Source organism: Luminiphilus sp. nBUS_16, assembly GCF_051201645.1.
Classification (GTDB): domain Bacteria; phylum Pseudomonadota; class Gammaproteobacteria; order Pseudomonadales; family Halieaceae; genus Luminiphilus.
In genome coordinates this window covers 2,328,984-2,354,462 of sequence record NZ_CP179205.1, presented here as the reverse complement: position 1 = coordinate 2,354,462, position 25,479 = coordinate 2,328,984, and the positions used below count along the sequence as shown (strand labels likewise).

The following is a 25,479-nucleotide window of genomic DNA, read 5'->3' as shown; positions in this document are numbered from 1 at the left end:
GCTAGCGCGTACAATAGAGCGACCTTGAGGCGGATTCCTGGTAAATGTCTGATAAGTTGATTTGTGCTGTTGCCTCGTTTTTCGTAATAACGGTTCAGATGCCTCCAGTGCTTGCTCAAACTGACGGCGATGTCTTGGTCACCGAAACCATTGTGGCCAATGAGAGTAGCGCTGATACGGCATTGGGCCGCTACATAGCCGATAAAGCCCGTGCTTTCTCTGAGTCTGATATTGAGTTTTCTCGATCCCGAGGAAACGCCCCATTTTTGCCGGTTGCTTATGTTGGTACGTCTTATTACGACGATGCCACGGTACGCGAGTTTCCGACGCCCGGAAGCTCTGTCCGGTATCAGGAAAGCACGGCCAGCGTTGCAGGAGGATTGCCGGTTCTTCTTAATCAGACGGATACGTTAGTTTTAGGTTTTTACGCGAGTCACAGTGAATTTACCGTCGACGCCCCTTCTCTGAGCAGCGCAGAGGAATTTCGTGTTGATGCGGCAGCGGTAGGCGTGGGTTACCTCACACAATGGAGCGAAGATTGGCAGCTGATGGGTTTTTTGTTGCCCTTCTATAACGATAATACTCTCGCGAATGGGGCATCTTATTGGCAGACTATGGGGGGTATCTTTACCCGTTATACGGCCTCAAATGATCTCTGGTGGATGTTTGGTGCCTTTGCAAGTACCTCGCCATTCGACAAGTACTGGCTGCCGTATGTAGGAGTCTCTTACACAATTGATGAGGAATGGACGATCAGCGGTATTATGCCTTGGCCTCAGGTGATCTATGCGCCGTCAACGGATTGGTTTGTTGCTGTTGGCGGCATGATTTCAGGGTCTGGTTGGGCCATCGACGCCCAGCAGGGTGCGGCAAGCCGAGATATCAATGCTTTTGATCTTGGTGTCGATTTTGGTCGGCGCATAAAAGGAAGCTTGTGGGCCTCTATTAGTGCCGGCGTCGGTGGGTTGAGAGCACTACAGTTTGATGACGTGAGTGAGTTCGAGGGACCCAGTTTTGATGTTTCCCGAAGTCCATTTATTCGCTTAAATTTAGCAATAAGACCAGGCGAGGCTTTTTAAGGTTACGGTCGCATTTTTGTTGCGCCCATGTGGTGCTGCCATACGAGGATTTAAAATATGTTCGAGACGTCACACATTAATCGTCGACGCGTGATTCAAGGAATGGGGCTTAGTCTGGGGTTAGTCTCCCTGCGAGGATTTGAGGTGGCTGCGGCGGCACCCGCCCATTTTACCCATGGTGTTGCCAGTGGCGATCCGTTAAGTGATCGAGTGATCTTATGGACAAGGGTGTTGCCGGGCGATGGCGCTCTTGTGACGTTGACGGGACGTTGGGAGGTTGCTGAAGATTTGCAGTTTAAACGCGTTGTCATCAGCGGCGAAACGACCACCGGTCCGGAGCGAGACCACACGGTTAAGGTGGATGCAACGGGACTGCAGCCGGCTACCAACTACTGGTACCGCTTTGTTTTCAATGGCGTGACCTCGGCGGTTGGTCGCACGCGAACACTGCCGGTTGGTGCGGTAGAGGCTTTTAGTTTGGCTGTTTGTTCCTGTTCGAATTATCCCCAAGGCTATTTCAATGCTTACAGAGATATCGCTCAGGCAGATATCGACGTGGTGATGCATCTTGGAGATTATATTTATGAATATGCTCAGGGTGTATATGCGAACCCTTATGTGGTGGACTCGTTAGGGCGAGCTGTAGTGCCTGAGCATGAGATACTGGTATTGGAGGACTATCGTCAACGCTACGGTCTCTATCGCACCGATGAAGATCTGCAGGCCGCACATGCGGCTCACCCTTGGATTTGTGTGTGGGATGATCACGAATTGGCGAACAACACATGGCACAGTGGGGCTCAAAACCACAGTGATGATGAGGGGGATTTTTTCGCTCGCATGCAAATGGCACGAAAGGCCTACCATGAATGGATGCCGATTCGAACGCCGGCGCAAACTGATCAAGGTCCGATTTATCGATCTTTTCAAGTCGGAGATCTTGCCGACATAATCATGCTCGATACACGACTTGAGGGGCGTGACGAGCAGCTTGACTACAGGCGTGATCTCCTTGACGCCAAGCGCCCGCCTGAGGTTTTTGAAGCGACGCTGCGTCGAAACCCTGAACGAACTTTGTTGGGTGAAGACCAGTTCCACTGGCTCGCGAATCAATTGGCGGCAAGCAAAGATCGTGGGGCGCCTTGGCAGTTTTTGGGTCAGCAAGTGTTGATGGGGAAAATCAATATTCCTCAAATGACTCAGGAGCAACTGGCCTCACTGACATTACCAGAAGAGGTTCGTAGCTATGTGCTAGGTACATTGCAGTTGGGCGCATATGGTCTGCCATTGAATCTCGATGCATGGGATGGCTATCCAGCAGACCGGGAAAGAGTGTTCAGCTTACTGCTAGAGCTGGCGAATAATCCTGTTGTTGTAGCGGGGGACACTCACAACGGCTGGGCTTTCAATTTACAAACCGAAGCGGGTGTTCCTGTGGGTGTCGAGGTGGGATGTCCGGGTGTCACTAGTCCAGGATTAGAAAGCTACTTTCCTTTGCCCCCCGAACAGATGGCCGCCTCGCTGCAAGCGAGCAGCCCTGAATTGGTGGACTTGGATACTAGCCATCGTGGGTGGTCCAAAGTAACTTTGACGCCCGAAGCAACGGTGAGTCAGTGGCGGTTTGTCAGCACTGTTCTCGATCGCGAATATACTGTCAATGAAACAGAACCCTTAGTTGCTAACGTTGATGCCAGACGCTTCAGTTAAATATTAGGTCGGCAGCACTATTACGAACTTGGCACCGTGCTCGGTATTTGACACCGAGAGGGTGCCGCCGGCGTCCTTAATAATTCCGTAGGAAATTGACAAGCCTAGTCCGGTGCCTTTGCCCACTTCCTTTGTTGTGTAAAAAGGGTCAAAAACGCGCTCAACGATACTTTCTGGAATGCCGCCGGCCGAATCCTCGACTGAGAGGCAGATGGTTTTGTCAGCAGATAAATACGCCTCAATCAGTATCCACTGGTGACCCTGAGCGTTATTTTTGGCAATGATGGCATCTTGTGCGTTGTTGATTAGATTAAGAAGCACCTGTTCCAGCCTAACGGGATGAATTTTGCAGTCTGGTAAAGAAGCCGCAAGCTCTGTGCGGAAAGTGATGCTTTTGAGTCTTAAGCTTGACTCGATGAGTAGGTGCGTGTCTTGAACGACTGTGGCTATATTTGCGTCGGCCTGCTCCTCATTAGCTAATCGAGCAGATTGACGCATGTGGCCAGTGATCATTGCTGCGCGGTCAACTTGTTGAGTTATTCGGTCTAGTTTCGCTAGCGTCTTTTCAGTTGTTAGCGCCTTATTACCCTGAACCTGCAGCGCCAGATTGCTTGCGGCGAGTTTTATTGCTTGTAAGGGCTGATTGAGTTCGTGGGCGATGCCTGCGGCCATCTCACCAAGCGTTGCTAACTTAGTACTTTGTTCCAGCTGAATTTGTCGTTCATGCTCTTCGGTATTATCAGTCACAGTTAGGATCGTATTGTTTCCTTCGAGGGCTTGGACGCTCAAGCGTAATCGCCGGCCTTGCTTTGTATGTATTGCTACAGGTGCTGCTAAACTACGGTAGAAATCTTGCAACTGCGCCTCGATTGATTGTCCACTGCTTACATTCATGCGAAGAATTCTAGGCGCTATTAATTCAAATAACTTATCGACACTTAGGCCTTCAAATTTTGTTTGAGAGGTTAAATCGACTAACTGTGAGAAAAAGGCATTGGTAAAAGTCACCCGTGCTGAATTGTTGACCAGGACGATGCCGGCGGCCAGTTGCTCTACAGCAGAACCCAGTGCCTGAACGGTGCTTTCATATTGAAATTGTCGCGTTAGATCTTTTATAAAGGTCAGGAACACTTGCTGTCCGTTAATTTCTACGTCACGGACTTCAATTCTGGCGGTGAAGGTTTCGCCGTTTTTTCGTTTCAATGACGTGTTGATGTTTCGAACAGTGGACCCCATCGGCTTGGATCGGGACTCGGCTACCAACCGATGCCCAACATCGGCTGGGCGCCGGTATGGAGCTATTTCCAAGATGTCCCGGCCTTTGAGTTCTGCCAGCGAGTAGCCGAAGAGCTGCTGCGATGCTGAATTCAGGTTAATGACTCGCCCATCTTGCGATATTGTGACTACAGCCTCTGAGACAGAGTCTAGGGTAGCCTGAAGTATGTCTTGGGAGTTTCTCAGCGCTGTAATGTCGGTACGAAAGCCAGCGAGAAAGCCGCTGGATGTGCGAGATTCAACAACGTTCATCCAGCGGCCGCCGTCCAGCTTGACGATTTTTTGGGACTCATTTCTGCGATGGTCTTCTAGGCGTTCAGTGACCCACGCATCTTCCTGGCCGACAGCATCGGGATACATGCCGACTTGGATACCGGCACGAAGGGTTTGCTCAAACGTTACCCCTCTTTTGAGTGTTGGTTTGAGCCGTTGATCCAGCTCTCGATAGTGTCGATTACACATAAAAAGGCGATCGTCTTTATCCCAGACTACAAAAGCGTCAGGCGCCTCATCCACCGCCTCCTGAAGAATTGTTAGATCTTCAACAGACTTAAACGTGTAGTTTACGTATTGCTGCAAAAAATAAATGATGACGCCGCTAAAAAGCGCGATGTAGGCGGTTACTAGGATCCAACGATAGTTTGAATTTAGAACCCAGTCTGGATCGGCGACATCCGAAAGCTGACCTGTGATCTTCATGTAAAGAAAGCTGAGCAAAACGATTACAGCTAGGCCTAACTGAATTAGGGCTGTTCGTCGGGAGAAGAAAATGGTGCCCAGCAGAGCCATGAACGGTATGTTGAAGGTCGTGACTGCGCCTAAGCCTTGGTTTGCGAGCCCAAAGGCAAGACTAACTAAGAGTAAGGCCTGTGTTAACAGTGCTCTGAATTTATAGGAATGGCCAAGAGCTGTGAGGTAAAGCGCGGGCGTTCCCAGAATAATAACGCTCCAAACAGCCCATGTAATAGAGGGTATTTCATAGGCTGTGTCGGTGGCGTAACGCATCATCATGATAGCGAACACAATAAAGTGTGCACTGAAAATGAGCCAATACGCTTTCGTAGCGAGTGTGTTTAAAAACTGGTCTCTTTCATTTGTTCCCATGATTTTTATCTAGCAAATCCTTGTGCTGTCCATGCGAACTGGTGTTCGCTACGTGGTGTTACGGCTTTTACCTTAATACTGAGGCTTAGCCTCAGCAATAGAAAAAAATGGCATTTTATAAAGTTGATACAGGCCATTTTGGGTTGGTTTTATGGTCTGTTTCTGGCGGCGAGTTTCAGAGATCTGACCTTCGGACTTTTAAGGGGGGGCGAGAGGGGTTTGTTGTGCGGCTACTGTTGGCTCACCGAGCGCTTTCTAGCGCGAAATGGAAAGGCTGCCACATTAAATTTTGGTTTACAGTGAGTGGGAATATTTTAATGAAGGAGGGCGAACACCATGTCCTACATAGGGCAAACAGCGTTGGTCACTGGCGGTAGCTCTGGAGTCGGTGCTGCGACGGCTTTGCAGCTCGCACAGCGGGGCATCAATGTAGTTGTTAATTACAACGCCTCAGAAGCTGGCGCTTTGGCCGTCGTAGACAATGTTATTAAGTGCGGTTGCGATGCTCTGGCAGTTCAGGGAGATGTGAGTAAAGAGGAGGATTGTCGGCGCATTGTTGGGCAGACCCTAGAGAAATTTGGGCGACTCGATATATTGATAAACAATGCCGGCACAACGACATTTATACCCCATCATGATCTTGAGGGGCTGACTGAGGCGATCTGGCATCGAACTCTGGGCGTCAATCTTATGGGCGCGTTTTTCATGACGCGCGCGGCCGCACCTTACCTGCGCGAGGCTGACGCGGGTAAAGTCGTCATGACATCAAGTATTGCTAGCGTGACAGCTAACGGCAGCTCTATTGCTTATTGCGCCTCAAAGGCAGGGATGAACAGCTTGACAAAAACCCTTGCTAAAACGCTGGGGAAAGATGGTATCCAGGTAAATGCCGTGCTGCCTGGTTTAATTGATGGCGACTGGGCTTTTAATACCTGGGGCGGTGGTGACGAAGGGCAGTACGAGGAGCTGACGGCTGCTTTTTCCGAGCAAACACCATTGGGGCATGTAGTCACACCAGATGATGTTGCCGATGCGATTCTATCTTTCGTTACCGGGTCTCGTTATGTTACGGGACAATTGTTAACGCTCGATGGTGGCTTTACGCTGTAAATAGGGCCGGTTGCGTGTTGTTCCAACAGACTGCGTGAAAAGTGCATAGGCGGTTATGGTTTTAGCCGTCTAGCTGAAAGTCACTGGCCTAACGCAAGCTCCGCATCGGAGTGCCAAGGGATCGTGTCGGTTGAGGTTGGTACTAATTGGGTGGCGTTTCTGCGGATAGCTGCTCTGGCGATACAGCCATCCGTAACGAATCCAATACACTTATACCTGAAACCTCGACCCTCGCGATTACATCATGGCCACGCCCGGAATACTGGACAGTAGCGACTGGGTGTAGGGCTCTGCTGGATTGTTGAAGACCTGTTTCACCGGTCCCGCCTCGACAATCTTACCGTGATACATAACAAGCACCCGATCAGCAATATGTCGAATAACCGCCATGTCGTGAGACACGAACAGCATGGTGAGGTTGTGCTCGCGTCCCAAAGCCATCAACAAATCGAGAATTTGGGCTTGTATGGTGACATCGAGAGCTGACACTGGCTCATCGGCCACAATGAACTCTGGGCGAGTGGCAAGGGCTCTGCCAATGGCGATGCGTTGTCGCTGTCCACCAGAAAACTCATGAGGGTATTTACGAATGAAATTTCTGGCGAGACCCACGTCGTCCATCAGTTTGGCGATGTGCTGGTCGAGTTCGGCGCGCTGGCAAACGTTATGCAATAGCAGCGGTTCCGCGAGCGTATCGTAAACGGTCATGCGCGGATTCAGTGAGGCAAAAGGGTCCTGAAAAATCATCTGCATACGGGAGCGAAAATCTTTAAGGTCGCGACCTTCTAGGCCCGTCAGCTGGATTCCATCAAAGGTTATCTGTCCGCCTGTTACAGGAGCCAGTCGCATAATCGATCGGCCCAAAGTCGACTTTCCGCTGCCAGACTCACCGACTAATCCCAGTATTTCACCACGGTGAATATCAAAGCTCACGTCATCGACAGCTTTGACCGGTTCCGTTTTACCACTACCGTGGAACCAAGTGCGAAGGTTTTTGACATTGATCAACACGTCGTCTTTGGCTTCCTCACTGTCGCGCTCGCCAGACGGAATCGCCGCGAGAAGTTTTTGAGTGTAGGGATGTTGTGCATGATTAAAAATAGCGTCAGGGGCGCCACTTTCGACAACTTCGCCTTGCTCCATGACTACAATCTGATCGGCAATATCGGAGACGACAGCGAGGTCATGGGATATGAATAAAACGCCAATATCACGGTGTTTCTGCAGATCGGCAATGAGGCGTAAAATTTGTGCTTGGATGGTGACATCCAACGCCGTAGTGGGTTCATCAGCAATGAGTAGTTTGGGCTCGTTGATTAAAGCCATGGCGATCATGACGCGTTGACGCATGCCGCCAGAGAACTCGTGAGGGAAACTATCGAACGTGCTGTCGGGACTGCGTATACCAACCTCGTTGAGCAATTCTATGGCACGAGTTTTGGCATCTGCCCGAGAAAGGTTGCGGTGTACTAGCAGTGGCTCGATTAACTGTTCGCCAATGGTGAGATAGGGATTTAAACAGGTCATTGGATCCTGAAAAATCATCGCAATGTCACTGCCACGAATCTTCCGAAGTTCTGCTTCCGATAGTGTCAGCAAGTTTTGACCTTCAAAGCTGGCGACACCACCGTCGATACGGCCTGGCGGAGAGGGTATTAAACCTAGCAGGGCGTAACATGACACCGACTTGCCAGACCCCGACTCACCAATGATTGCCGTTATTTGCTTTGGCTCTACCGTGAAGCTCACGCCCTTCACGGCTTTTGAGGTGCCGTTTCGAGTGACAAAACTGACTTCCAAATTTTCTACATTCAGTAGGCTCATCAGTCTTTCGACCCCCGGACATCGAGTGCATCACGTAGCCCGTCACCTAGGAAGTTCAGGGAAAATAACGTAGTGGTTAGTGCCAGCCCAGGGAATATGAGCAGCCAAGGGTACTCTTCCATGGTCTCGGCTCCGTAGCTAATCAGTAAACCCCAAGACGTTTGGGGCGGCTGGATTCCCAATCCCAAGAAGCTTAAAAATGCCTCTAAAAGCATCACCGAGGGAATGGTGAGGGTTGTATAGACAATGATGGGTCCCAGCGCGTTGGGTATGACATGCCGGCGGATAATTGCCGCGGGAGAGAGACCTAATGAGATGGCGGCTTCGACAAATTCTTGCTGCCGCAACGACTGAACCTGCGAGCGCATAATGCGGGCCATTGTCAGCCATTCGACGGCACCAATCGCCAAAAACAGCAGTAGCACGTTGCGACCAAAGACCACCATTAACAACACGATAAATATCATGAAGGGTAGGGCATACAAAATGTCGACGATGCGCATCATTACGGCATCGACGCGACCTCCGACATAACCGGCAATAGCGCCCCAAGTTACCCCAATAAGCAGGGCCACGGCTGTTGCGATGAACCCTACCGCAAGTGATACGCGGCCTCCGTACATCACCTGTGTCAGCACATCTCTTCCAAAAACGTCAGTTCCCAGCCAATGCGCGGCAGAGGGAGGTGATGCGCCGAGGTCAAGGTTTTGCGCTTCATAGCTGTAAGGCGCCAACCATGGTGTCAGTAGGGCTACTACGATGAACAGAAGTAGGGTAATCCCGCCACCTACGGCCATTTTATTTTTACGCAGTCGCTGCCAAGCATCGCGCCAAAGGGAGGCGCCCATCTCTGCGTTTTCCAGCAGATCTGCGGGCTCGCTCGATTGGAGAGTTGTCATTGCCCACCTCCCGACAGTTGGCTGCGCAGCCGTGGATTGAGCCACGCTGCTGCAACATCACTGACAAGGTTGAACAGCACGATGAGCGAGGAGAGGAATACCGTGGTGCCCAGAATCATGGTGTAGTCGCGATTAAAGGCAGCCTGAACGTAGAACCGGCCCAACCCTGGAATTTGAAAAATGGTTTCAACGACAAAAGATCCGGCGAGTAGCCCGGCAAAGGCGGGGCCAAGGAACGCAATGACCGGGATAAGTCCACCGCGCAAGGCGTGCTTGCCCACCACTTGCCATTCGGGTAGCCCTTTGGCTCGAGCCGTGCGGATATAATCCTGGGATAAAATCTCCAGCATGCCTGCTCGAGATAACCGTGCCACATAAGCCGCATAGGCCGCCCCGAGCGTGATGGAGGGCAGTATTTTGTCTCCTGGGATCGATCCCCAGCCTGAGATCGGGAGCCATTCAAGATAAATACCGAAAACGAGTACTAACAAAGGCCCCAACAGGAAAGAGGGCATACAAATGCCAAGCATTGCCAAACTCATGGGAATGTAGTCTTGCCGAGTATTGGGTTTGAGAGAGGCTAGGACACCCGCCGTAACACCAATGATCAAGGCAATAAGTAGGGCATAGAAGCCCAGCTCCGCTGTTACAGGAAGCCCCGAGAACAAAATTTCATTAACGCTGCGGCCAGGGTACTTAAAAGAAGGCCCCAATTCGCCCTGAGCTAGGTCCGAGAGGTATGCGAAGTATTGTTCGTGTAACGGTAAGTCCAATTTGTATTGGGCTTCCAGTGCTCGCTTGACTTCGGGGAGCACCACTTTCTCGGCATCAAAAGGCCCGCCGGGGGCAGCCCTAACCAAAAAGAACGTGGCCGTAATCACGATAAAAATAACCGGTATGGCCTGCAGCAGTCGGCTAATAATAAAACGCAGCATTAGTTCATCTCCCCGGATAGCGTCTGCTCGGGGTGGAGTTTGACGTACTTTAGGTTTAGTGAATCCATAAGATTGGGATACATACCTTCTACGCTGGGGTGGATGAGGTGTTTACTGGTGTAGGTGTAAATAGGGATGATCGGCATCTCCTCCATGAGCATGGTCTCTGCCTCTGTAAACAGGGCATAGCGCTCTTCCCGTGATTGCGCTCTAGGTGCTCTTTGAAGAATCAGGTCGTCGTAAATGGGGTTGCTGTATCCGGTGTTGTTGTTGCCACCGTCGGTAATAAACAGGTCTAAAAAGTTGTTGGCATCAACGTAGTCTCCAATCCAACCTCGTCTCGCTACTTGGAAATCGCGCTGGGACACCGAGTTGAGATAAACCTTCCACTCTTGGTTTGCCAGTGTGATGTCGACGTTAAGCTCCGACTTCCACATTTGCTGAATGGCCACGGCTATTTTTCGGTGGGCCTCTTGGGTATTGTAAATAATCTCGAGTCCCGGCCAGCCTTCGCCGTTAGGGTACCCAGCCTCTGCGAGCAAGGCGCGGGCTTTGTCCGGGTCGTAGCTGAATACTTGAGGTGGGAAATAGCCTAGCGTGTCTGGAGGCGTAATGCTGTAGGCCGGCACGGCCGTTTCCTGCAGTACGCTGCGCACAAGTTTCTCTCGATCTACCGCCATCGAAAGCGCTTGTCTGACTTTGACGTTGTCTACTGGGGGACGCTCGGTATTGACCAAATAGTAATAGGTCCCTAGGTAGGGAGATTGCAAATAAGGTGTGTTGGGCCGCTCGCGGTAGACGGGAATTTTATCGAGTGGTACCACGGCGGTGTAGTGCAGTTGCTCGACTCTAAACATCCGCTCTTCGCTGACCACGTTCTCAGTGGGGTAAAACACCACGCCGTTTAAGCTGACCTTGTCTTTGTCCCAATAGTGCTCGCTCTTGGCCATTTTTATGTGACGGTTGAGTGCCCAATCTGTTAGCACAAAGGCGCCGTTGCTCACCATGGAGCCGACTCGGGTCCAGGGTGTAAAGCGATCGGTCATCTTGCCAAATTTAAGCAGCGTTTCCGGGTGCACGGCAAAGGTGCTGTAGTGGTCCATGAGCTGAATGAAATAAGGCGTCGGGGCATTTAGGGTGACTTCTAGGGTTGTGTCATTTAACGCTTTTACTCCAACCTCGGTGAAGTCCTTAATTTTACCCTTGGCGTAAGCCTCGGCATTTTTAACGGGGTACAGCATGTAGGCGTAGAGATTGCCGGTTTCCGGGTGCAGTGCCCGATTCCAACTCCACACATAGTCGCTGGCAGTTAGTTGCTCGCCGTTCGACCAGCGCGCTTCAGGATTGAGGAAAAAAGTGATCACTTTTCCCTCGTCGCTGAACTCCCAGCGTTGAGCGACACCGGGCTCTGGCTCAAGCGTAATGGGATTTTTAACCGCCAGGCCTTCAAACAATGCCCTGATGAGGTGGTTTTCAGGAACGCCCGTCACTACGTGGGGGTCTAGGCCCTGAGGTTCAGCGCCATTGCCGTAGTGCAAGATTCCGGTGCGGTTGCCCTCAAGCACGTTACTCTCGCCGGCACCGCAGGCCATTAAGCTAATGGCGATTACCATCGACAAAAGGGTTCGAAGTAATCCCCCGGGGACATATGTGATTTTCAAGTGGTCTCTGCCTTCATTGCGAATTCTGGAATGGGCGCTGCATCACCCTTTTAGGACCCAAATGGTCCTTAAATTGTGGTGTGCACTATGCCATAGGAGGCGGTCTTCTTGCAGCCCTGCGCTTAGGGCCATGAGCACCAACGCGAAATGCCGCGAGTTGTGCCTATTGTGAGTAATAGCGGCAGATCGCCCTCTGGCTCTGGTAAACTGCGCGCCAACTTGTTGTTCATTTCTGGAGTATTGACTCGTGACTGTGCGCACTCGCGTTGCCCCGTCCCCCACCGGTGACCCCCATGTGGGAACTGCCTACATGGCCCTCTTTAACCGGTGCTTTGCTCGTGCCCACGGTGGCCAATTCATTTTGCGGATCGAAGACACCGATCGTGCTCGCAGCACTCCCGAAGCGGAACAGGCGGTATTGAAGTCTCTACGTTGGCTGGGGCTCGACTGGGATGAAGGCCCCGATGTAGGGGGGCAGCACGGACCGTATCGGCAAAGCGAGCGGGGGGATACCTACGCCGAGTATGCCTGGCAGCTGGTGGAAGCGGGTAAGGCGTTTGTGTGTTACCGCACAACCGAGGAGCTCAATACGTTGCGCGAGGCTCGCCGAGAGTCGGGCAATAGCACGGCGCTGAAGCCCTCTGACCTTGTGCTACTGGCTGAAGAGCAGGCCCTTCGCAAAGCGGCTAATGCGCCCTTTGTGATTCGCATGATGGTGCCTGAGGTTGACGGCGCTTGTGCCATTAAAGATATGCTTCGAGGCACGATTGAGTTGGACTGGAGCATGGTTGATGCTCAGATTTTGCTGAAGTCGGATGGCATGCCCACTTACCACTTGGCCAATGTTGTCGATGACCACCTTATGGAAATCAGTCATGTAATTCGCGGTGAGGAGTGGATTAATTCAGCCCCCAAACACCAGTTGTTATACGAGTACTTTGGTTGGGATATGCCGGTACTTTGTCATTTACCGCTGTTGCGAAATCCCGATAAATCAAAGCTTAGTAAACGTAAAAACCCGACCAGTATTTTGTATTACCAGCGCATGGGCTTTTTGCCCGAAGCATTGCTGAACTATTTGGGTCGTATGGGCTGGTCTATGCCCGATGAGCGGGAGAAATTTACGCTCACAGAAATGGAGCAAGCATTCGACATTCAGCGGGTCTCCTTGGGAGGGCCTATTTTCGATGTCGAAAAATTAAACTGGCTCAATGGTCTCTGGATTCGTGAGGACTTAACCACGACGCAGTTGGGTCAGCGCCTTCAAGACTGGGCGCTAAATGCTGAAATGCTGGAAAAAATTCTGCCCCACGCTCAATCGCGTATGAATGTCTTGTCAGACTTCATTCCTTTGTCGGCCTATTTGGTCTCAGGGACCTTGCCCATTACCGCTGAAGATTTTAACGGTGCCAACAGCGATGCCGATGCCACTGTGCGGTGCCTGCAGTTTGTTTTATGGACCCTGGAAGCTCAGCAAGACTGGAGCAGAGACGCATTGTTCGCAGCGCTTAAGTCGCTGTCGACAGCCATGGAGCTCAAGCCTAAGGTGCTATTTGCTCCATTATTTGTGGCAATTGCCGGGGGCAATTCGGGTTATTCAATGCCTGATTCTATGGCGATTTTGGGACCCGATATGACCCGCGCAAGACTGCGTTCTGCCATTGACGTCTTGGGTGGGGTCTCCAAAAAAGCCGCTAAGCGATTGGAAAAGGAATTCGCGGGCCTCAGCGCGTCTTGAGCAGCGAAATGCCAGCCCAGACGGCTACGAAGACTTCAAACGCCAATGCTCCCCAGGTATAGGCGGTGAAGCTCGAACTCATATCAATGCCTAATGAACTATTGGCCACCTGAAAGCTCGAGTCGAGGTCGCTTAAAGCAACGCTGCCTCGGGCGGCGGCAAGGGTGCCAATGCAAATGAGGATGAGCCACAGACCGGGGCGCACGTAGCCTTTAATAAAGGCAGATGCGATCAATATGGCGCCAAAGCTGCCTTGCAAGCCACCGTACATAGCCGCCATTTCTGCATAACCGTTATGAGTGGCAATAAATAAGCCTGCTTGTTGAGCCGGTATTTCCGGGTCTACCCAGCACACGATGCCGTAAGCGAGAAAAATAATGCCGCAGAGGGCGAGTAGAACTTTGGGATACATAGGTTTGGCTCCATGACGTGTTGCAAACAGGGGCGCCGAACGCATTAGCATTCGGGCTTTCTCTCGAAGGTTAAGCATAACCGATGCGCCCGGATTAAAGGAGTTTTCGCGGTTAAGTTGACACAGCACAGCTATATTACTAGCATGCGCCTCCCTCTAGTTCTAAGAGGGTTCTGTGGGGCCATAGCTCAGTTGGGAGAGCGCAACACTGGCAGTGTTGAGGTCGTCGGTTCGATCCCGTCTGGCTCCACCAATATCATCAATTTGAAACGTCTATATTTACCCTTCAGCACGACTTGGGAGCTTTTGGGCTCCCGTCCTGTTTTTCCCGCAGTCGCAACACGGTGATTTTTTGGATCGAGAGTTTTTCCTCAACATTCCTTGGAGGTGCTGGTAAAATAACCACACAGCTATTGGTGAATTTAATTCAATCGTAATGCGCTCTTAGAAGCAGACGAGGTTGGCCTCTCCGCCACCAACAGTCGAAGTGAATGAGTCGATGGAGGGTTGCCCGTTGTTAGGATTAGAAAAGCACAACTTTAGGGCGGTGAGCACCTGTTTTCTCATTTGCTTTTTGGCCACCTTTGCGGAGCCCAAAGCACAGGCCGTGGAAGACTTGAAGTCGTTTCAGGTGGCCCCAGTGTCACCCACTGGTGCGTGGTACCACCAGCTCCCTGTGGGTAGGGCGCCGTCAAGAATTACCGATCAATTCACCTTAGACTCAGTAGCATTGAAAACCACCGTCCCAAACTCTGTATCTCGTTATGGTGGGAGCCTGCAAAGCCTCTACGAAAGCAACGTTGCAGGCACGGTGGCGTCAATATGTACCACATGCCACCGTAATGGCGGGATTGCTTCGTTCGCTCAGCCACCGGCGCAACTTTTATTCACTGGTGATACGGAAGTGGACAGGCAGCGATTAACTTTTTTTGTCGCGCAAAATGGCTCGGAGCGGGTTTTGAGTAAAGTACAAGGAATAAATCATGGTGGTGGAATTGTTTTGGCACCGGATACGGCAGAGTTCACCTTGCTTGCCCAATTCTTGGAACTATTAGGACCAGTAACACCACAGCAGACTTTTCAAAGACTACTTGAGGCTGTTCAAAGTGTTAGAGGGCGTCGATAGCTGTCAGTGAGGCACTCAAACTCCTCGCTCAAGCGCCGCCTTCTCTGAGAGAACCTAACGGCGAAGGGGGTTAGAGTAAGCCGAAGTCCACGTCGTCGAAGCGATGTAGGTTAGGGAAGACCTCTGCAATTTGTGAGTTCGAGAGGCCAAACCAGCGCGCCAGATTGGATGTGTATTGCTCGACACTGAAATCTGGGATGGTCAGGTTATAAAGCATTTTTTCGGTATTTACGCCAAACTCGGGTACTTCTCCTACAACCTGTCCTCCGTTTACGGGGGTGCCTAATAAAAAATTGTGGCCACCCCAGCCATGGTCCGTTCCGTTGGCGTTGATAGTAGACGTTCTACCAAAGTCTGATTGACTGAAGGTGACTACTCGGTGGTCGACACCTCGGGCTTCAATATCGCTCTGAAAGGCCTTCAAATTTCTGAAGAGAGATCTGATCAGTTCAGGAAGACTGCGATCTTGATTGTCGTGCGTGTCGAAGCCGTTCATCTCGACCATAATCACTTGCCGCGGGTGATTTAATTCGGGTGCTGCTTCGATCAGTCTAGCGGCCATTTTTAGTTGGGCCTGTAGTGTCTGTCCGTCATAGGTTGTGTCTTCGGGATAAACGACAGGGGTTTCGACGGTTTGGCTGACTATCTCTGAAAGTAAAACTGAGTTCTCAAACGTTCTTAAATTTCTAGACGCTAGTTCCTGCTCCAAAAGCCCGGTTCTCGATGCCCCTTGCAATGCGTAAAAAAGGTCCAAATCAGGGCTCTCTCCGCCCTGAGGCGGGTAGCTAAGGTGGGTAAAGTTTTCGATGGATTCTGGATTAACGCTAAATGTGGGTGTTTGCAAGGTGCTGGTGAACAGCTGGTTTTTTGCCAACGAAATATTTGGAGTCACACCGCCTGTACTTGCCTGAATTAGGTCAAGCATTCTGGCGCCCCAGCCTTCTCTGGCGTTGGGGTCTACCGTGGCGCTATTCCACATTATTTGCTGCGAATTATGAGCTCCTATGAAATACGGCATTTTTCGCTCGTCATTTTGGATCATGGTTTTCGTGGTAGGTTGCCGCAGAGGACCTACATTGCTAACCCACGACAACTTTTTAGTGTTGAATAAGTCCAACATTTCAGCACAGTAGTCTGGGGAGGCGAGGGTGAGGCTATTGAATTCAATTAAGTTTTTTTCCGGGGTGGCCAGGTGCTGCCGCAACCCCCTGTATTGTGAATATGACTGTGGATCCGATGGAATCAGCAGCCCCAGAGAATCCACGCCCCCTTTGAGGAACACCATCACCAGTGTTTTGTGATCGTCGAACGAGTTGCTGCTTAGTGCGTTTGCACTGTTGAGGAGACCCAAGCCGCCAAGCATTGTCGAGTTGCCAGCACAAGCAAACAGGGAGCCCAGGGTTGATTTTAGTAAATCTCTGCGTTGCATAAAAAGCTCCTAACGTTGCACCGAATATTCTGGTGTACTGACGAGCATGTATATCATGCGTGCGGCAAGACCATCTATCCAGCCCTGCTTCTCCACAGGGTCATTCCAATCCCGTTCCATGATCCAATCTACTTCACTTGCAAAACGATCCTTCAGGGCGCGTCTATGGTTGGAGGTCAGTCTACTTTGCAATAGATAGGAATCCGTGAAAGTTATCGCAGCATCCAGACCTTCATCTGAAATCAGATTTGAAATAGGAGAAAAATCGTAATAGACCCAATTGAGTTTCTCTTCTTCAGAAGCATTTGGAGTGTTGGACTCCCATTGGCTGAGCGAACTTGTGTATCCAAAGTTAGAGGAGTCCTGAATTAGCGTATCAGCCGTCAGTATTTCCAACTCAGGCGCTACAAGATTTTCGGCGGCAAAGGCAGCATTGGGCGTGTGTGTAGGGCTGAAGAAGTTGAAGACGCTAGGTGAGCGTAGAAACTGTTGGCTAGGTCTGAAAAAGGCTAAATGTAAACGGTTACCTGCGTAAGTCTGTGGGTTAAAAAATCGTTGATAGTTGACGTGTTTCAGCAAAGGGTCTTTGACTCGTCCGAAGTGTTTTGGCTGTTGCGAGAGCGGTAACCTTGCTTCTCGGTCAAATAACACCGCTTGAATCACCGATGACAGGTTGCCGCGCTCTCCATTCTCATTGCTGTTGAACACCGCGCTCACACGAGCGACGTATTCGGGGGAGGGGTTGCTGGTAATGAACGATTTAATCAGATGCAAAGAGACAAACGGGGCCAAATTCGGGTGGTAAAACAGGCTGTCCAGAACCGTCTCGAGGCTTTCTTCGGCAGTCGCGCCTGCAGGAATATAGTAGTTACGCAATAGCTTTTTCTGAGTTTTCTGATGGTAGTCATCGTAAGCGGTCATCGGCGCCAGACGAAGCGACCACTCTATCGAGTGGAAGGAGTCTCCGAAGCGGAAGGGTTCCATGTCTGCAAAATACCAGCCGGTTAATGCTGCCGCGTAATGTTGGACATCTCTTGGCCAGTAGGTCTGTATGATCTCCCCGTCATTATCTATTAGTGGGGTACCGTCCTGATTTAAATATTTAAGGCCAACGGTAAATAGCTGCATCACCTCTCGCGCGAAGTTTTCGTCCGGTCTGATATTTCTCACTGGGTCAGCTTTCTGATTGCCCAGCATTGCGAGGTACATACCCATGGCAGGGTGCAGTGTCACCGACTTGAGCAAATCGCGATAATTGCCGAACGCGTTGGTATGAAGCACATCGACATAGCCTTGAACCAGTTGGTCGTGGTGGCTAAAGTCGAAGTCGGCGGATACCACCAGAAGTTGGCTTAGAGCATAGGTCATGCGCTGACGCAACTGATCTGGGCTTTCGAGTGCGTTGAACATGAAAGCTTCTTGAGGGAGTTCTATACCATTTGCTTGAGCCGTGCCATCAACATCATTAAATTCTTCAGCGATTTCGGCCCATGCATCTAAGTAGCCGAAGGGTTGCATGGTAATTTGCTCCTCGAACCATGCTTTGGCACCAATGTCCGTTAGGTACGCGACATCTTCCACGCTCGGACCAAACGTCGCTTGGTACAACAATCGAATGGCGTCTTTTTGGTCGGTCAGCTCGGGCGCTGGTGCGGTAGTGGGTGTAAAAGCTGGCAGTGGATCAGGGACGGGCAGGTCCGGCGTAAAGGTAATCTGGTCCTCCGAAGTTGTGCCAGAGGCATCGGTAACCGTCAATGTGAGGGTGTAAGGGGCCGCCGTGTCTGTTTCAAAGTAGACGGTGTCTTCACTGGCTTTATTAAGTTCAGTAAAACTGCCACCAGGTACAGCAAGTCTCCAGCTATAGCTTTTTACGCCTGCTTTAACACCACCACCTGCAACACTGTTCTCTGCGCTGAAATCAAGGCGACGCCCCATCGTGAAGGGGCGGTTGCTCGTACTGATTTCTGCTCGTATTGATTGGTCATTAGCGCACTCACCGCTCTGTTGGGCAGGTGCTCTTGCACACTTTACTGTTTCAAGTAAATTTTTGAAGGTGCCGGAGGGGGATTGTGCACCAGCATAAAACGGCGCCAGCAGAGTAAAAAGAAAGATCACGGCAGTCATAATGAAGACGTGTTGCCTTGGGAAATCTAACGTCGGTATCGTAAGCCTCATCATTCGAATTGCGTTTTTCCGTGATCAGCGCGGTTCTAAAGGATAAAATTATTTTTTGATGCCTGCTAGTGGTGGGTCGTATCTCTAATAAAATTTGTTAATGGGGTTGGTCGCCCACCAATTTGTGCATTAGGCGTCAATGTATGTGTTGAGAGCTCCGGGTTGGGGCGTAGACGCTGTAAATGAAGGCGCGAAAAAAAAATCGGGAGAATTTCTTACCCATAGCTTTGAAACCTGCGTAGATACTGGGCTTTATGACACTGGCAGTGTTGAGGTCGTCTGGTCGATCCCGTCTGGCTCCACCAATTAAATTCCACCACCGCCTTAGTTCCTGCTCGAGGTCACTGTTTCCTAAATAGCACCTCACTTTCATGCAATTGGCTTTTTTTGGATTAACGCTCTTATTCCAACGCCATTTCAAATAAGTACACTTTGTCCTCTTTGTAGTGTGCAGGGAGCCCCGTTGTGTCCTCGAGTTCAACGGGTTCCAGCAGTGTGAAACCGTGGGATGTATAGACCCGAATAAGGGCCTTGTTGTAGCCCACGGTATCGAGGCGCAGAAACTGTATGGGGCCCCTGGCGTATCGAGCTTTCGCCCAGTCGACAATCATCCCAACAAACCCTCGTCCTCTAAACTGCGGGTGGTTGGCAATGCGGTGGATGAACACCGACGGTTGATGGCTGCGCTCGCCCCAAATCTTTGGATCCTCAAACGTGACCACCCACACGCAGACTATTTGGTTGCCTTCAACCATTTTCCACTGCCGCTTTTCGGCAATTTCCTCTTCTACCAGTCGTCTATCAATCTTTGGCCACTGCGACATCCCTTTCTCCGCTTGAAGGGCGGTTGCTGCGTCGTACAGTGACAAAATGGTAGGAATGTCTTCGGGAAGGCTTTGAACGATTTCCATGCAGGTTCCCTGATTGTTCGCATCGTGATCGACCGGTGTAAGGTCATTAGGCGGTTTGTGCTGTGTAAGTATAGAGAAGCCAACAGCAAGGAGAAAATAGCAGCGATAATTTAGCCTGTTTGGCATCTATTATGCAGCGCGCTTTACTGTGGGCACGGTTAGGGGGTGTTAAACACTTTGCGGTGTTAGGCGGGGGACTGTGCGAGAATCTCAGCCCTAACGCAGCGACGCGCTTTACAGTGGAGAGAAAATTCATGAGTTACGAGTGTTTTGATTTAACCGTTGCCGAGGGTATTGCGCACATTCGCTTTAATCGCCCTGATAAGGCGAACTCAATGATTCCGTCGTTCTGGAGCGAGCTGCCCGAAGCGGTGAATGCGCTGTCCAGAGATGCCTCCGCCCGAGTCATTGTGCTTTCAGCGGAAGGTCGGCACTTTTCTTCGGGTATGGACATCTCTGTGTTTACAGAGGGTGGGCTGGATGGGCCCGCAAGTGGCAGTCGCTTCGTTCGTGCCGAGGCGTTTCGCCATCACTGTATGGAGCTTCAGGACGCTTTTACGTGCTTAGAAGAAGCACGCATGCCCGTTTTGGTGGCCATTCAGGGCGCCGCGGTCGGAGGGGCTATGGATCTCATCACCGCTTGTGACTGTCGGTATGCTACCCGAGATGCTTTTTTCTCTGTGCACGAGACGGCCATTGGTATGACCGCCGACGTCGGAACTTATCCTCGCTTGGTGAAGCTCATTCCTGAGGGTTGGGCGCGTCAAATGTCCTACACCGCTGAACGTGTGGGTGCCGAAAAAGCTCGGGACATTGGCCTCGTGAATGAGGTGTATGACTCAGCAGAGCAAATGCTGGAAGCGGTAATGGCCATTGCCAAACAGATTGCCGGGCACGCGCCGTTGGCGGTGTCCGGTGCCAAACGAATGGTTAATTACGCCCGAGATCACACGACGGCAGACGGCCTCGATTACATTGCCACATGGAATGCATCAATGCTTGATGTAGGGGCCATTCGCAGTTCCTATGTTGCGCAGGCTGAGGGCGAAACGCCCCAGTACGATGCCTTACTCCCGGTAAAAAAGACTGCGGGTGAATAATGGGCAAGTGGAGCAAGCTATGAACTTGAAGACAACAATGAAAGTGCTGTTAACGCTGTTGGCCACGGGTTTTTTTGTGCCAGCAGTAGCCGATGACGAGTCTGAATTCATCGAGCATGCTCGGGCTGTCCATGCGCGAGTTTTTACTCTTGATGCCCACGCAGATATTGAGATTCCGGGGAAGCCTTCAATGTATGTCGGTGCCGATGGCCTCTCGAAAGTAAGCCCCGAAAAGATGGATCAAGGTGGACTAGATGCCGTTGTTATGGCGCTTGCGGTGGGGCCCAAGCCACGGACTGCTGATGGCTACGCCGCAGCAAAAACTATCGCAGAAGAAAAGCTTTTGGCAGTAAAAACGCTGATCGCCAACGACAGTAATGGCATTCGGTTAGTGACAGATAGTGATCAATTGTTGGCCACGATTGCTGACGGTGATAAGGCCATTATCCTGAGTTTACAAAACGCCCTAATTCTTGGCACCGAGTCGGCCGCAGTGGACTATTTTTTTGACCAGGGCGTTCGAATGTTTGCGCTGACCCACATGGGCCATAACGACTTTGCAGACTCGTCTCGGCCATTATTCAATGCGGCAACAGGGGCCCGTGAGCCTACTGGCGAACACGGTGGTCTTTCGAAAAAAGGTATGGCCGCGGTACAACGCCTTAACGCCTTGGGTGCTGTCATTGATATTTCGCAGTTGTCGACCGAGGCCGCGCTTCAAGTCATAGAAAGTTCGGTGGCACCGGTTGTCGCGAGCCATTCCAACGCCCGAGCATTGACTGATGTCAGTCGTAATTTAAGCGATATAGAAATTAGGCGGCTTGCGGCAGGCGGCGGCGTTATTCATGTCGCTCCTTTTGCGGGCTACTTGTTCGATTCTCAGGATCCCAGTATTGATACAGCGCTTCGAGCAATTCGTAGGGAAGCGGGGATTGATGAAGACTACCTTTATCCCTTTGAGCTCTATTGGGAAATAAATGACCCTGCGGTAAAGACAAAATTCCTTCGTAGCGCACGAGATTTGTTGGGTCCCATTTCTTTAAGCACCATGCTGGACCACATCGATCACATTGTAGGGCTAGTGGGAATTGATCACGTTGGCATTGGCACAGACTTCAATCACGGAAGCGGTATCCCCGGCTACATTGATGCCAGTGAGTCATTCAATGTTACCGCGGGTTTATTGCGGCGAGGCTATTCAGAAGCTGAAGTTGAGAAAATCTGGGGTGGTAACTTTTTGCGCGTCTGGAAGGCGGTTGAGGGACGACGGACGACGGACGAAACATTAACGATATGGCAGCAACAGAAAGCGGCTGTTAATTGATGATTGGCCTTCCTTTTAATGCCGCCTCCCCCCTCAGCGCAGGCCTTGGTGTTACGGCGCCGAGCTTTCCTCAGACATAGGCTCATTGTCTTGAAAGCGCTCGAACCACGCGAGAATATTGTCAATCTTATCGATCAGTTGACTGGGCCTTTTGGCAATAAAATGTGAGGCACCGGGCAACTCGACCAGTACCGTGGGCACCTTGCGGTACTTCAAGGCGTGGTAAAGCTGCTTTGCTTGGGAGGGCGGTGTACGCAGATCATCAAGACCCACCATCACCAACGTCGGGGTGGTGACATTCCCCACCAAGCTGATGGGCGAAAATCGTAAATAGTCATTGGGGTGAGTCCAAGGTGTGCCGGGAATCCGAGTCTCAAAATAATAAAACCAGTTGTCGGCGTTGAGAGTTTTGCTGTACCAGTTCATTACCGGTTTGATCACGGCAGCGGCGCGAAAGCGGTCACTCTTACCTATTATCCAAGCTGTCATAATGCCACCGGCGCTACCTCCTGTGACAAAGAGCTGCTCGGGATCGACAAAACCTTGGGCCATGACAGCGTCCACACCGTCCATCACATCGTTGAAATCCTCCCCGGGATAATTGTGGTAAAGCAAATTGCCAAACTCTTCGCCGTAGCCCGTGCTGCCCCGAGCATTGGGGAAAAACACCACGTAGCCAGCCGCGGCATAGAGCTGCATTTCCGGTGAAAATCGTTCTCCATAATTACTGATCGGGCCGCCGTGGTTTTCGACCAGCAGCGGGTATTTTTTTGCAGGATCAAAATGAGGAGGGAGGGTTATCCAGCCCTGAATGTCACGACCATCAACCTGACTTTGCCACCAAAGCTCTCGGGTTTCGCCCAAGGCCCTATGGTCAAGTAGGTCCGAATTGAGATGGGTGATTTGCCGCGGACCATTTGGGGTCGCTATAGCCACATCGGCAGGAAATTCTGGCCGAGTGTAGGTATACGCAATATCCCCTTTGGCGGACACACTAAAGGAACCTCCGCCATAGGGCCGGCCTATGCTGGTTCCCCCTAAATTGTCAGCGACAATTTCACTGCGATCATCGATAGTGACGTAGCCAATTTTAGTGCGACCCCGGTCATCGTACTTATAGTAGATGCCGGCGGCGTCCGCCGCCCATTGAATAGCGTCAACGCTGCGATCGAGATTAACGAGTAGCGCCCTTGCATTACTGCCGTCGGGTTCGGCGATTTTTAAACGGGTGACTTGGTAGGCCTGACGTTTGTCGGTAAAGCTCAGCCAAGCGACCCATTGTCCATTGGGTGAGGGGAGGGGGCTGTCATCGGGCCCTGAGGCTGTCGTCATGGGCTCAATATCGCCTGACGCTAAATCAATCGTGTAGACCTCGCTGTTACGGAAGTCATATTGCCAATTTTCACTGCGGTTGCCGGTTACAGTCAGTGCCCTACCATCGCTGCGCCACTCGGGCTTGCGATGATGAAAATCACCTTCGCTGACTTGCCGGGGGGTGCCACCTTCTGCAGGCACAACATACACATGGCTGAATCCGGGATCCACGTAGCCACTACCATCGCGCTCATGATAAAGCCGGTCGGTGACTCTGGGTTTATCTGCCCACTTCGCGCCCTCTGGCGCCGAGGGACGTTTCACTAATACGGGCGGGGCACTTTTCGCCGTCATGGCAAAGGCAATGTGGGTACCGCTGGGTGACCAGCGCAGGTGGCTAGGCGATCCCTCAACACGGGTGATACGTGCGCTACGACCACTAGCCAGCCAGTGGACATACAGTTCTGCACCTTCTTTGCCCGCTTTTCGGACATAGGCAATGCGTTGGCCGTCAGGTGACCATTGGGGGCTCGATTCATTGCCTTCAAAGGCAGTCAGTTTGCGGTGTGTCTTGCTGTCGGTGCCCACCAACCATAAGTTTCCCCGTCGTTTATCTTTCATAATGTCAAAGCCCATCCTGCGATAAGCCACTTGCCGACCATCGGGAGAGATTTGGGGATCTGAAGCCCATTCGAGCTCGAAGACATCTAGGGCTTTAAAAGCTGGCAAAGTGTCCACAGCAAATGCCGACTGCGAAAAAGTGGTGACCAAAAATGCGCCTAGCAACGACAGCGCAGGAAAATAACGGGGGCTTTTGTATGGGGCTTTTTTCATTTCACTAGGCTTCTTTCGATGACTAAACCATCTTAGCGGCTCGAGCTTGCATAGGCTATTAGCGCAGCAATCGGAGGTTAAATCGTGCCACCACTGGGGTAAAAATATGTATGGCGCGATCCCGAATAATTCACCCCGGCAACCACGAATAAAGTACGAAATGCTGAATTTTGGCTACAGCTCGTCCTCTGAATTCTCCGTGGTATTTGATGCTTGAAATTGCTCTGAGGCTTTATCCCAGGGTGAGGGTGTTTTGCGGCTCGAGACGTAAAGGTCTTCAACTTGGCTTCTAGCCCAAGGAGTTTTGCGCAAGAACTTAAGGGATGACTTCACTGAAGGGTCATTTTTAAAGCAATTCACATTAATTTTCTGGGCTAACCCATCCCAGCCGTACTGTTCGTGGAGGCTCGTCACAATAGCCTCGAGGGTTATGCCATGGAGCGGATTGTTAGGTTGGTTTTTGCTCAAAACTTTAGTGTCTCGCTTCGGCTAAATGTCTTTTGGCGGCGAAGGTCTGAGTGGTTGTCAAAATGATAGCCTCGCGCTCCTTCAGGAAGGTGTTTTATCAGAAGATTCCGATTTTATATAACTCGTGAGCGTACTGCATTCGTTATTCAATAAGGCAATAAAGATGGGGAGTTGTAACCCTAGCATCGATCACGTAGGTTTAATCAAGTTCCAAAAGGCTTTTAGCTGCACACTGGAACATTCATTTTTCTCTGGGGAAATTTATGAAAAAAAATATAACAATAAGCACAGCAATGTACCGCACTGCAAAAGTAGTGAGCGCCATTACACTTCTTTCGCTGGCTGCCTGTGGCGGCAATGAAGCTCCGGTCGCAGAGGCAGTTGCACCTATGGCGAATCCGAATATTGAAACCGCGAAACAGTGGGTAACGGCAATGAGTACAGGGCAAGCCGAAGGATTGGCTGCTGTTGAATCACTTATGGCCGATGACGGCAAACTAGTTCGAGGGCGCTACGTGGGTTTTGGCTTCACTTGGGACCCCTCTGATGGTGAAGGACGGATGATTGTGGGTACGGTTACTCCAGAGAGCCCAGCGGCAGCCGTATTGCAGGCAGGCGATGAATTTGTCTCTGTCCGCGGTGTCGAAGTGAATAAAGCCAACATGGATAAGTTAGATTTTCGTGGTAAGCCCGGGGAAGTGGTGGAAGCCGTTATTCTTCGCGGTGAGGAGACCATGGAAATAGCGGTCACCCGTGGTGTCATTTCTACGCCTATCTCGAAGGCGCAGAGCCTAGAGTGGATGTCCACTGGCGATGGCGAAAATTGGGCGCCCGATAAGTGGGAGCTTCATGAGGCCGTGGGCAATGACAATGTGGTCTACGTCTGGACTCAAAATTGGGATACCGACGAGACAAGCGGCTTGCCTGTTGAGGCTCACACAGTGACTCGTTTTGTTTTCAATGATGCCGGCCAGGTAAGTCGTGTGGCCAGCCTCAGTGAAGATCGCTTTGCGTTAGAGCAGGCAGGTTGGAATATTAGTCGTTAAGTTGTTTG

At 51.1% G+C, this 25,479-nt stretch carries 18 protein-coding genes and 1 tRNA gene; 8 read left to right on the top strand and 11 right to left on the bottom strand.

What is annotated here, in order from left to right; translation table 11 throughout:
- Positions 1–44 precede the first annotated feature (44 nt).
- Positions 45–1,079, top strand: coding sequence for a hypothetical protein (locus ACMAY6_RS10420; RefSeq protein WP_435211627.1), 1,035 nt, complete (start codon positions 45–47; stop codon positions 1,077–1,079).
- 57 nt (positions 1,080–1,136) lie between these two features.
- Entirely contained in the window at positions 1,137–2,786 is a 1,650-nt protein-coding gene (locus ACMAY6_RS10415) for an alkaline phosphatase D family protein (RefSeq protein ID WP_435211625.1), read from the top strand.
- Between the two features lie 3 nt (positions 2,787–2,789).
- Here ACMAY6_RS10415 and ACMAY6_RS10410 read toward each other — a convergent pair whose 3' ends face one another.
- Complete coding sequence (locus ACMAY6_RS10410) at positions 2,790–5,165, bottom strand: PAS domain-containing sensor histidine kinase (RefSeq protein WP_435211623.1); 2,376 nt, start codon at positions 5,163–5,165, stop codon at positions 2,790–2,792.
- A gap of 336 nt (positions 5,166–5,501) precedes the next feature.
- Between ACMAY6_RS10410 and ACMAY6_RS10405 the strand changes: the two genes are divergently transcribed.
- Positions 5,502–6,275 (top strand): SDR family NAD(P)-dependent oxidoreductase, encoded by a 774-nt coding sequence (locus tag ACMAY6_RS10405; RefSeq protein WP_435211622.1) that lies wholly within the window; start codon positions 5,502–5,504, stop codon positions 6,273–6,275.
- A gap of 237 nt (positions 6,276–6,512) precedes the next feature.
- On the opposite strand, the gene ACMAY6_RS10400 is transcribed toward ACMAY6_RS10405, so the two are convergent.
- Genes ACMAY6_RS10400 through ACMAY6_RS10385 form a run of 4 tightly spaced genes read right to left on the bottom strand, consistent with a single transcriptional unit; the run spans position 6,513 to position 11,546 of the window.
- Entirely contained in the window at positions 6,513–8,099 is a 1,587-nt protein-coding gene (locus ACMAY6_RS10400) for an ABC transporter ATP-binding protein (RefSeq protein ID WP_435211621.1), read from the bottom strand.
- Positions 8,099–8,998, bottom strand: coding sequence for an ABC transporter permease (locus ACMAY6_RS10395; protein ID WP_435211620.1), 900 nt, complete (start codon positions 8,996–8,998; stop codon positions 8,099–8,101). The genes ACMAY6_RS10400 and ACMAY6_RS10395 overlap by 1 nt, the downstream gene beginning before the upstream one ends.
- Positions 8,995–9,933: an ABC transporter permease gene (locus tag ACMAY6_RS10390; RefSeq protein WP_435211618.1), complete on the bottom strand. Its 939-nt coding sequence runs from the start codon at positions 9,931–9,933 to the stop codon at positions 8,995–8,997. The genes ACMAY6_RS10395 and ACMAY6_RS10390 overlap by 4 nt, the downstream gene beginning before the upstream one ends.
- Positions 9,933–11,546 carry a peptide ABC transporter substrate-binding protein gene (locus ACMAY6_RS10385; protein WP_435215990.1) on the bottom strand — a complete coding sequence of 538 codons (1,614 nt, stop codon included), beginning with the start codon at positions 11,544–11,546 and terminating at the stop codon, positions 9,933–9,935. Before ACMAY6_RS10385 ends, ACMAY6_RS10390 begins: the two co-directional genes overlap by 1 nt.
- Before the next feature lie 295 nt (positions 11,547–11,841).
- Between ACMAY6_RS10385 and gltX the strand changes: the two genes are divergently transcribed.
- Entirely contained in the window at positions 11,842–13,332 is a 1,491-nt protein-coding gene (gltX, locus tag ACMAY6_RS10380; RefSeq protein ID WP_435211617.1) for a glutamate--tRNA ligase, read from the top strand.
- Here gltX and ACMAY6_RS10375 read toward each other — a convergent pair.
- Positions 13,319–13,744, bottom strand: a complete 426-nt coding sequence (locus ACMAY6_RS10375) for a hypothetical protein (protein WP_040812733.1) — start codon at positions 13,742–13,744, stop codon at positions 13,319–13,321. The genes gltX and ACMAY6_RS10375 overlap by 14 nt on opposite strands.
- A gap of 177 nt (positions 13,745–13,921) precedes the next feature.
- Between ACMAY6_RS10375 and ACMAY6_RS10370 the strand changes: the two genes are divergently transcribed.
- Positions 13,922–13,997, top strand: a tRNA-Ala gene (locus ACMAY6_RS10370).
- A gap of 943 nt (positions 13,998–14,940) precedes the next feature.
- On the opposite strand, the gene ACMAY6_RS10365 is transcribed toward ACMAY6_RS10370, so the two are convergent.
- The 3 genes from ACMAY6_RS10365 to ACMAY6_RS10355 form a co-directional block, all read right to left on the bottom strand.
- A complete protein-coding gene (locus ACMAY6_RS10365) occupies positions 14,941–16,299 on the bottom strand; it encodes a DUF1501 domain-containing protein (protein WP_435211615.1) in 1,359 nt (452 codons plus the stop codon).
- A gap of 9 nt (positions 16,300–16,308) precedes the next feature.
- A complete protein-coding gene (locus tag ACMAY6_RS10360) occupies positions 16,309–18,423 on the bottom strand; it encodes a DUF1800 domain-containing protein (protein ID WP_435211613.1) in 2,115 nt (704 codons plus the stop codon).
- Between the two features lie 452 nt (positions 18,424–18,875).
- On the bottom strand, positions 18,876–19,385 hold the full coding sequence (locus tag ACMAY6_RS10355; RefSeq protein WP_435211611.1) for a GNAT family N-acetyltransferase: 510 nt from the start codon (positions 19,383–19,385) through the stop codon (positions 18,876–18,878).
- Between the two features lie 254 nt (positions 19,386–19,639).
- Between ACMAY6_RS10355 and ACMAY6_RS10350 the strand changes: the two genes are divergently transcribed.
- Positions 19,640–20,485 (top strand): enoyl-CoA hydratase-related protein, encoded by an 846-nt coding sequence (locus tag ACMAY6_RS10350; RefSeq protein ID WP_435211609.1) that lies wholly within the window; start codon positions 19,640–19,642, stop codon positions 20,483–20,485.
- A 19-nt stretch (positions 20,486–20,504) separates the two neighbouring features.
- The gene (locus ACMAY6_RS10345; protein WP_435211607.1) at positions 20,505–21,809 is read left to right on the top strand and encodes a dipeptidase; all 1,305 of its coding nucleotides are present in this window, start codon (positions 20,505–20,507) and stop codon (positions 21,807–21,809) included.
- A gap of 51 nt (positions 21,810–21,860) precedes the next feature.
- Here the strand turns inward: ACMAY6_RS10345 and ACMAY6_RS10340 are convergent, their stop codons facing one another.
- Both ACMAY6_RS10340 and ACMAY6_RS10335 read right to left on the bottom strand, forming a co-directional pair.
- Positions 21,861–23,957, bottom strand: a complete 2,097-nt coding sequence (locus ACMAY6_RS10340; protein WP_435211605.1) for a S9 family peptidase — start codon at positions 23,955–23,957, stop codon at positions 21,861–21,863.
- A gap of 174 nt (positions 23,958–24,131) precedes the next feature.
- Complete coding sequence (locus ACMAY6_RS10335) at positions 24,132–24,425, bottom strand: VF530 family DNA-binding protein (protein WP_435211604.1); 294 nt, start codon at positions 24,423–24,425, stop codon at positions 24,132–24,134.
- A 263-nt stretch (positions 24,426–24,688) separates the two neighbouring features.
- Here ACMAY6_RS10335 and ACMAY6_RS10330 point away from each other — a divergent pair, with 263 nt between their 5' ends.
- Entirely contained in the window at positions 24,689–25,471 is a 783-nt protein-coding gene (locus ACMAY6_RS10330; RefSeq protein WP_435211602.1) for a hypothetical protein, read from the top strand.
- The last annotated feature ends 8 nt before the right edge of the window (positions 25,472–25,479 follow it).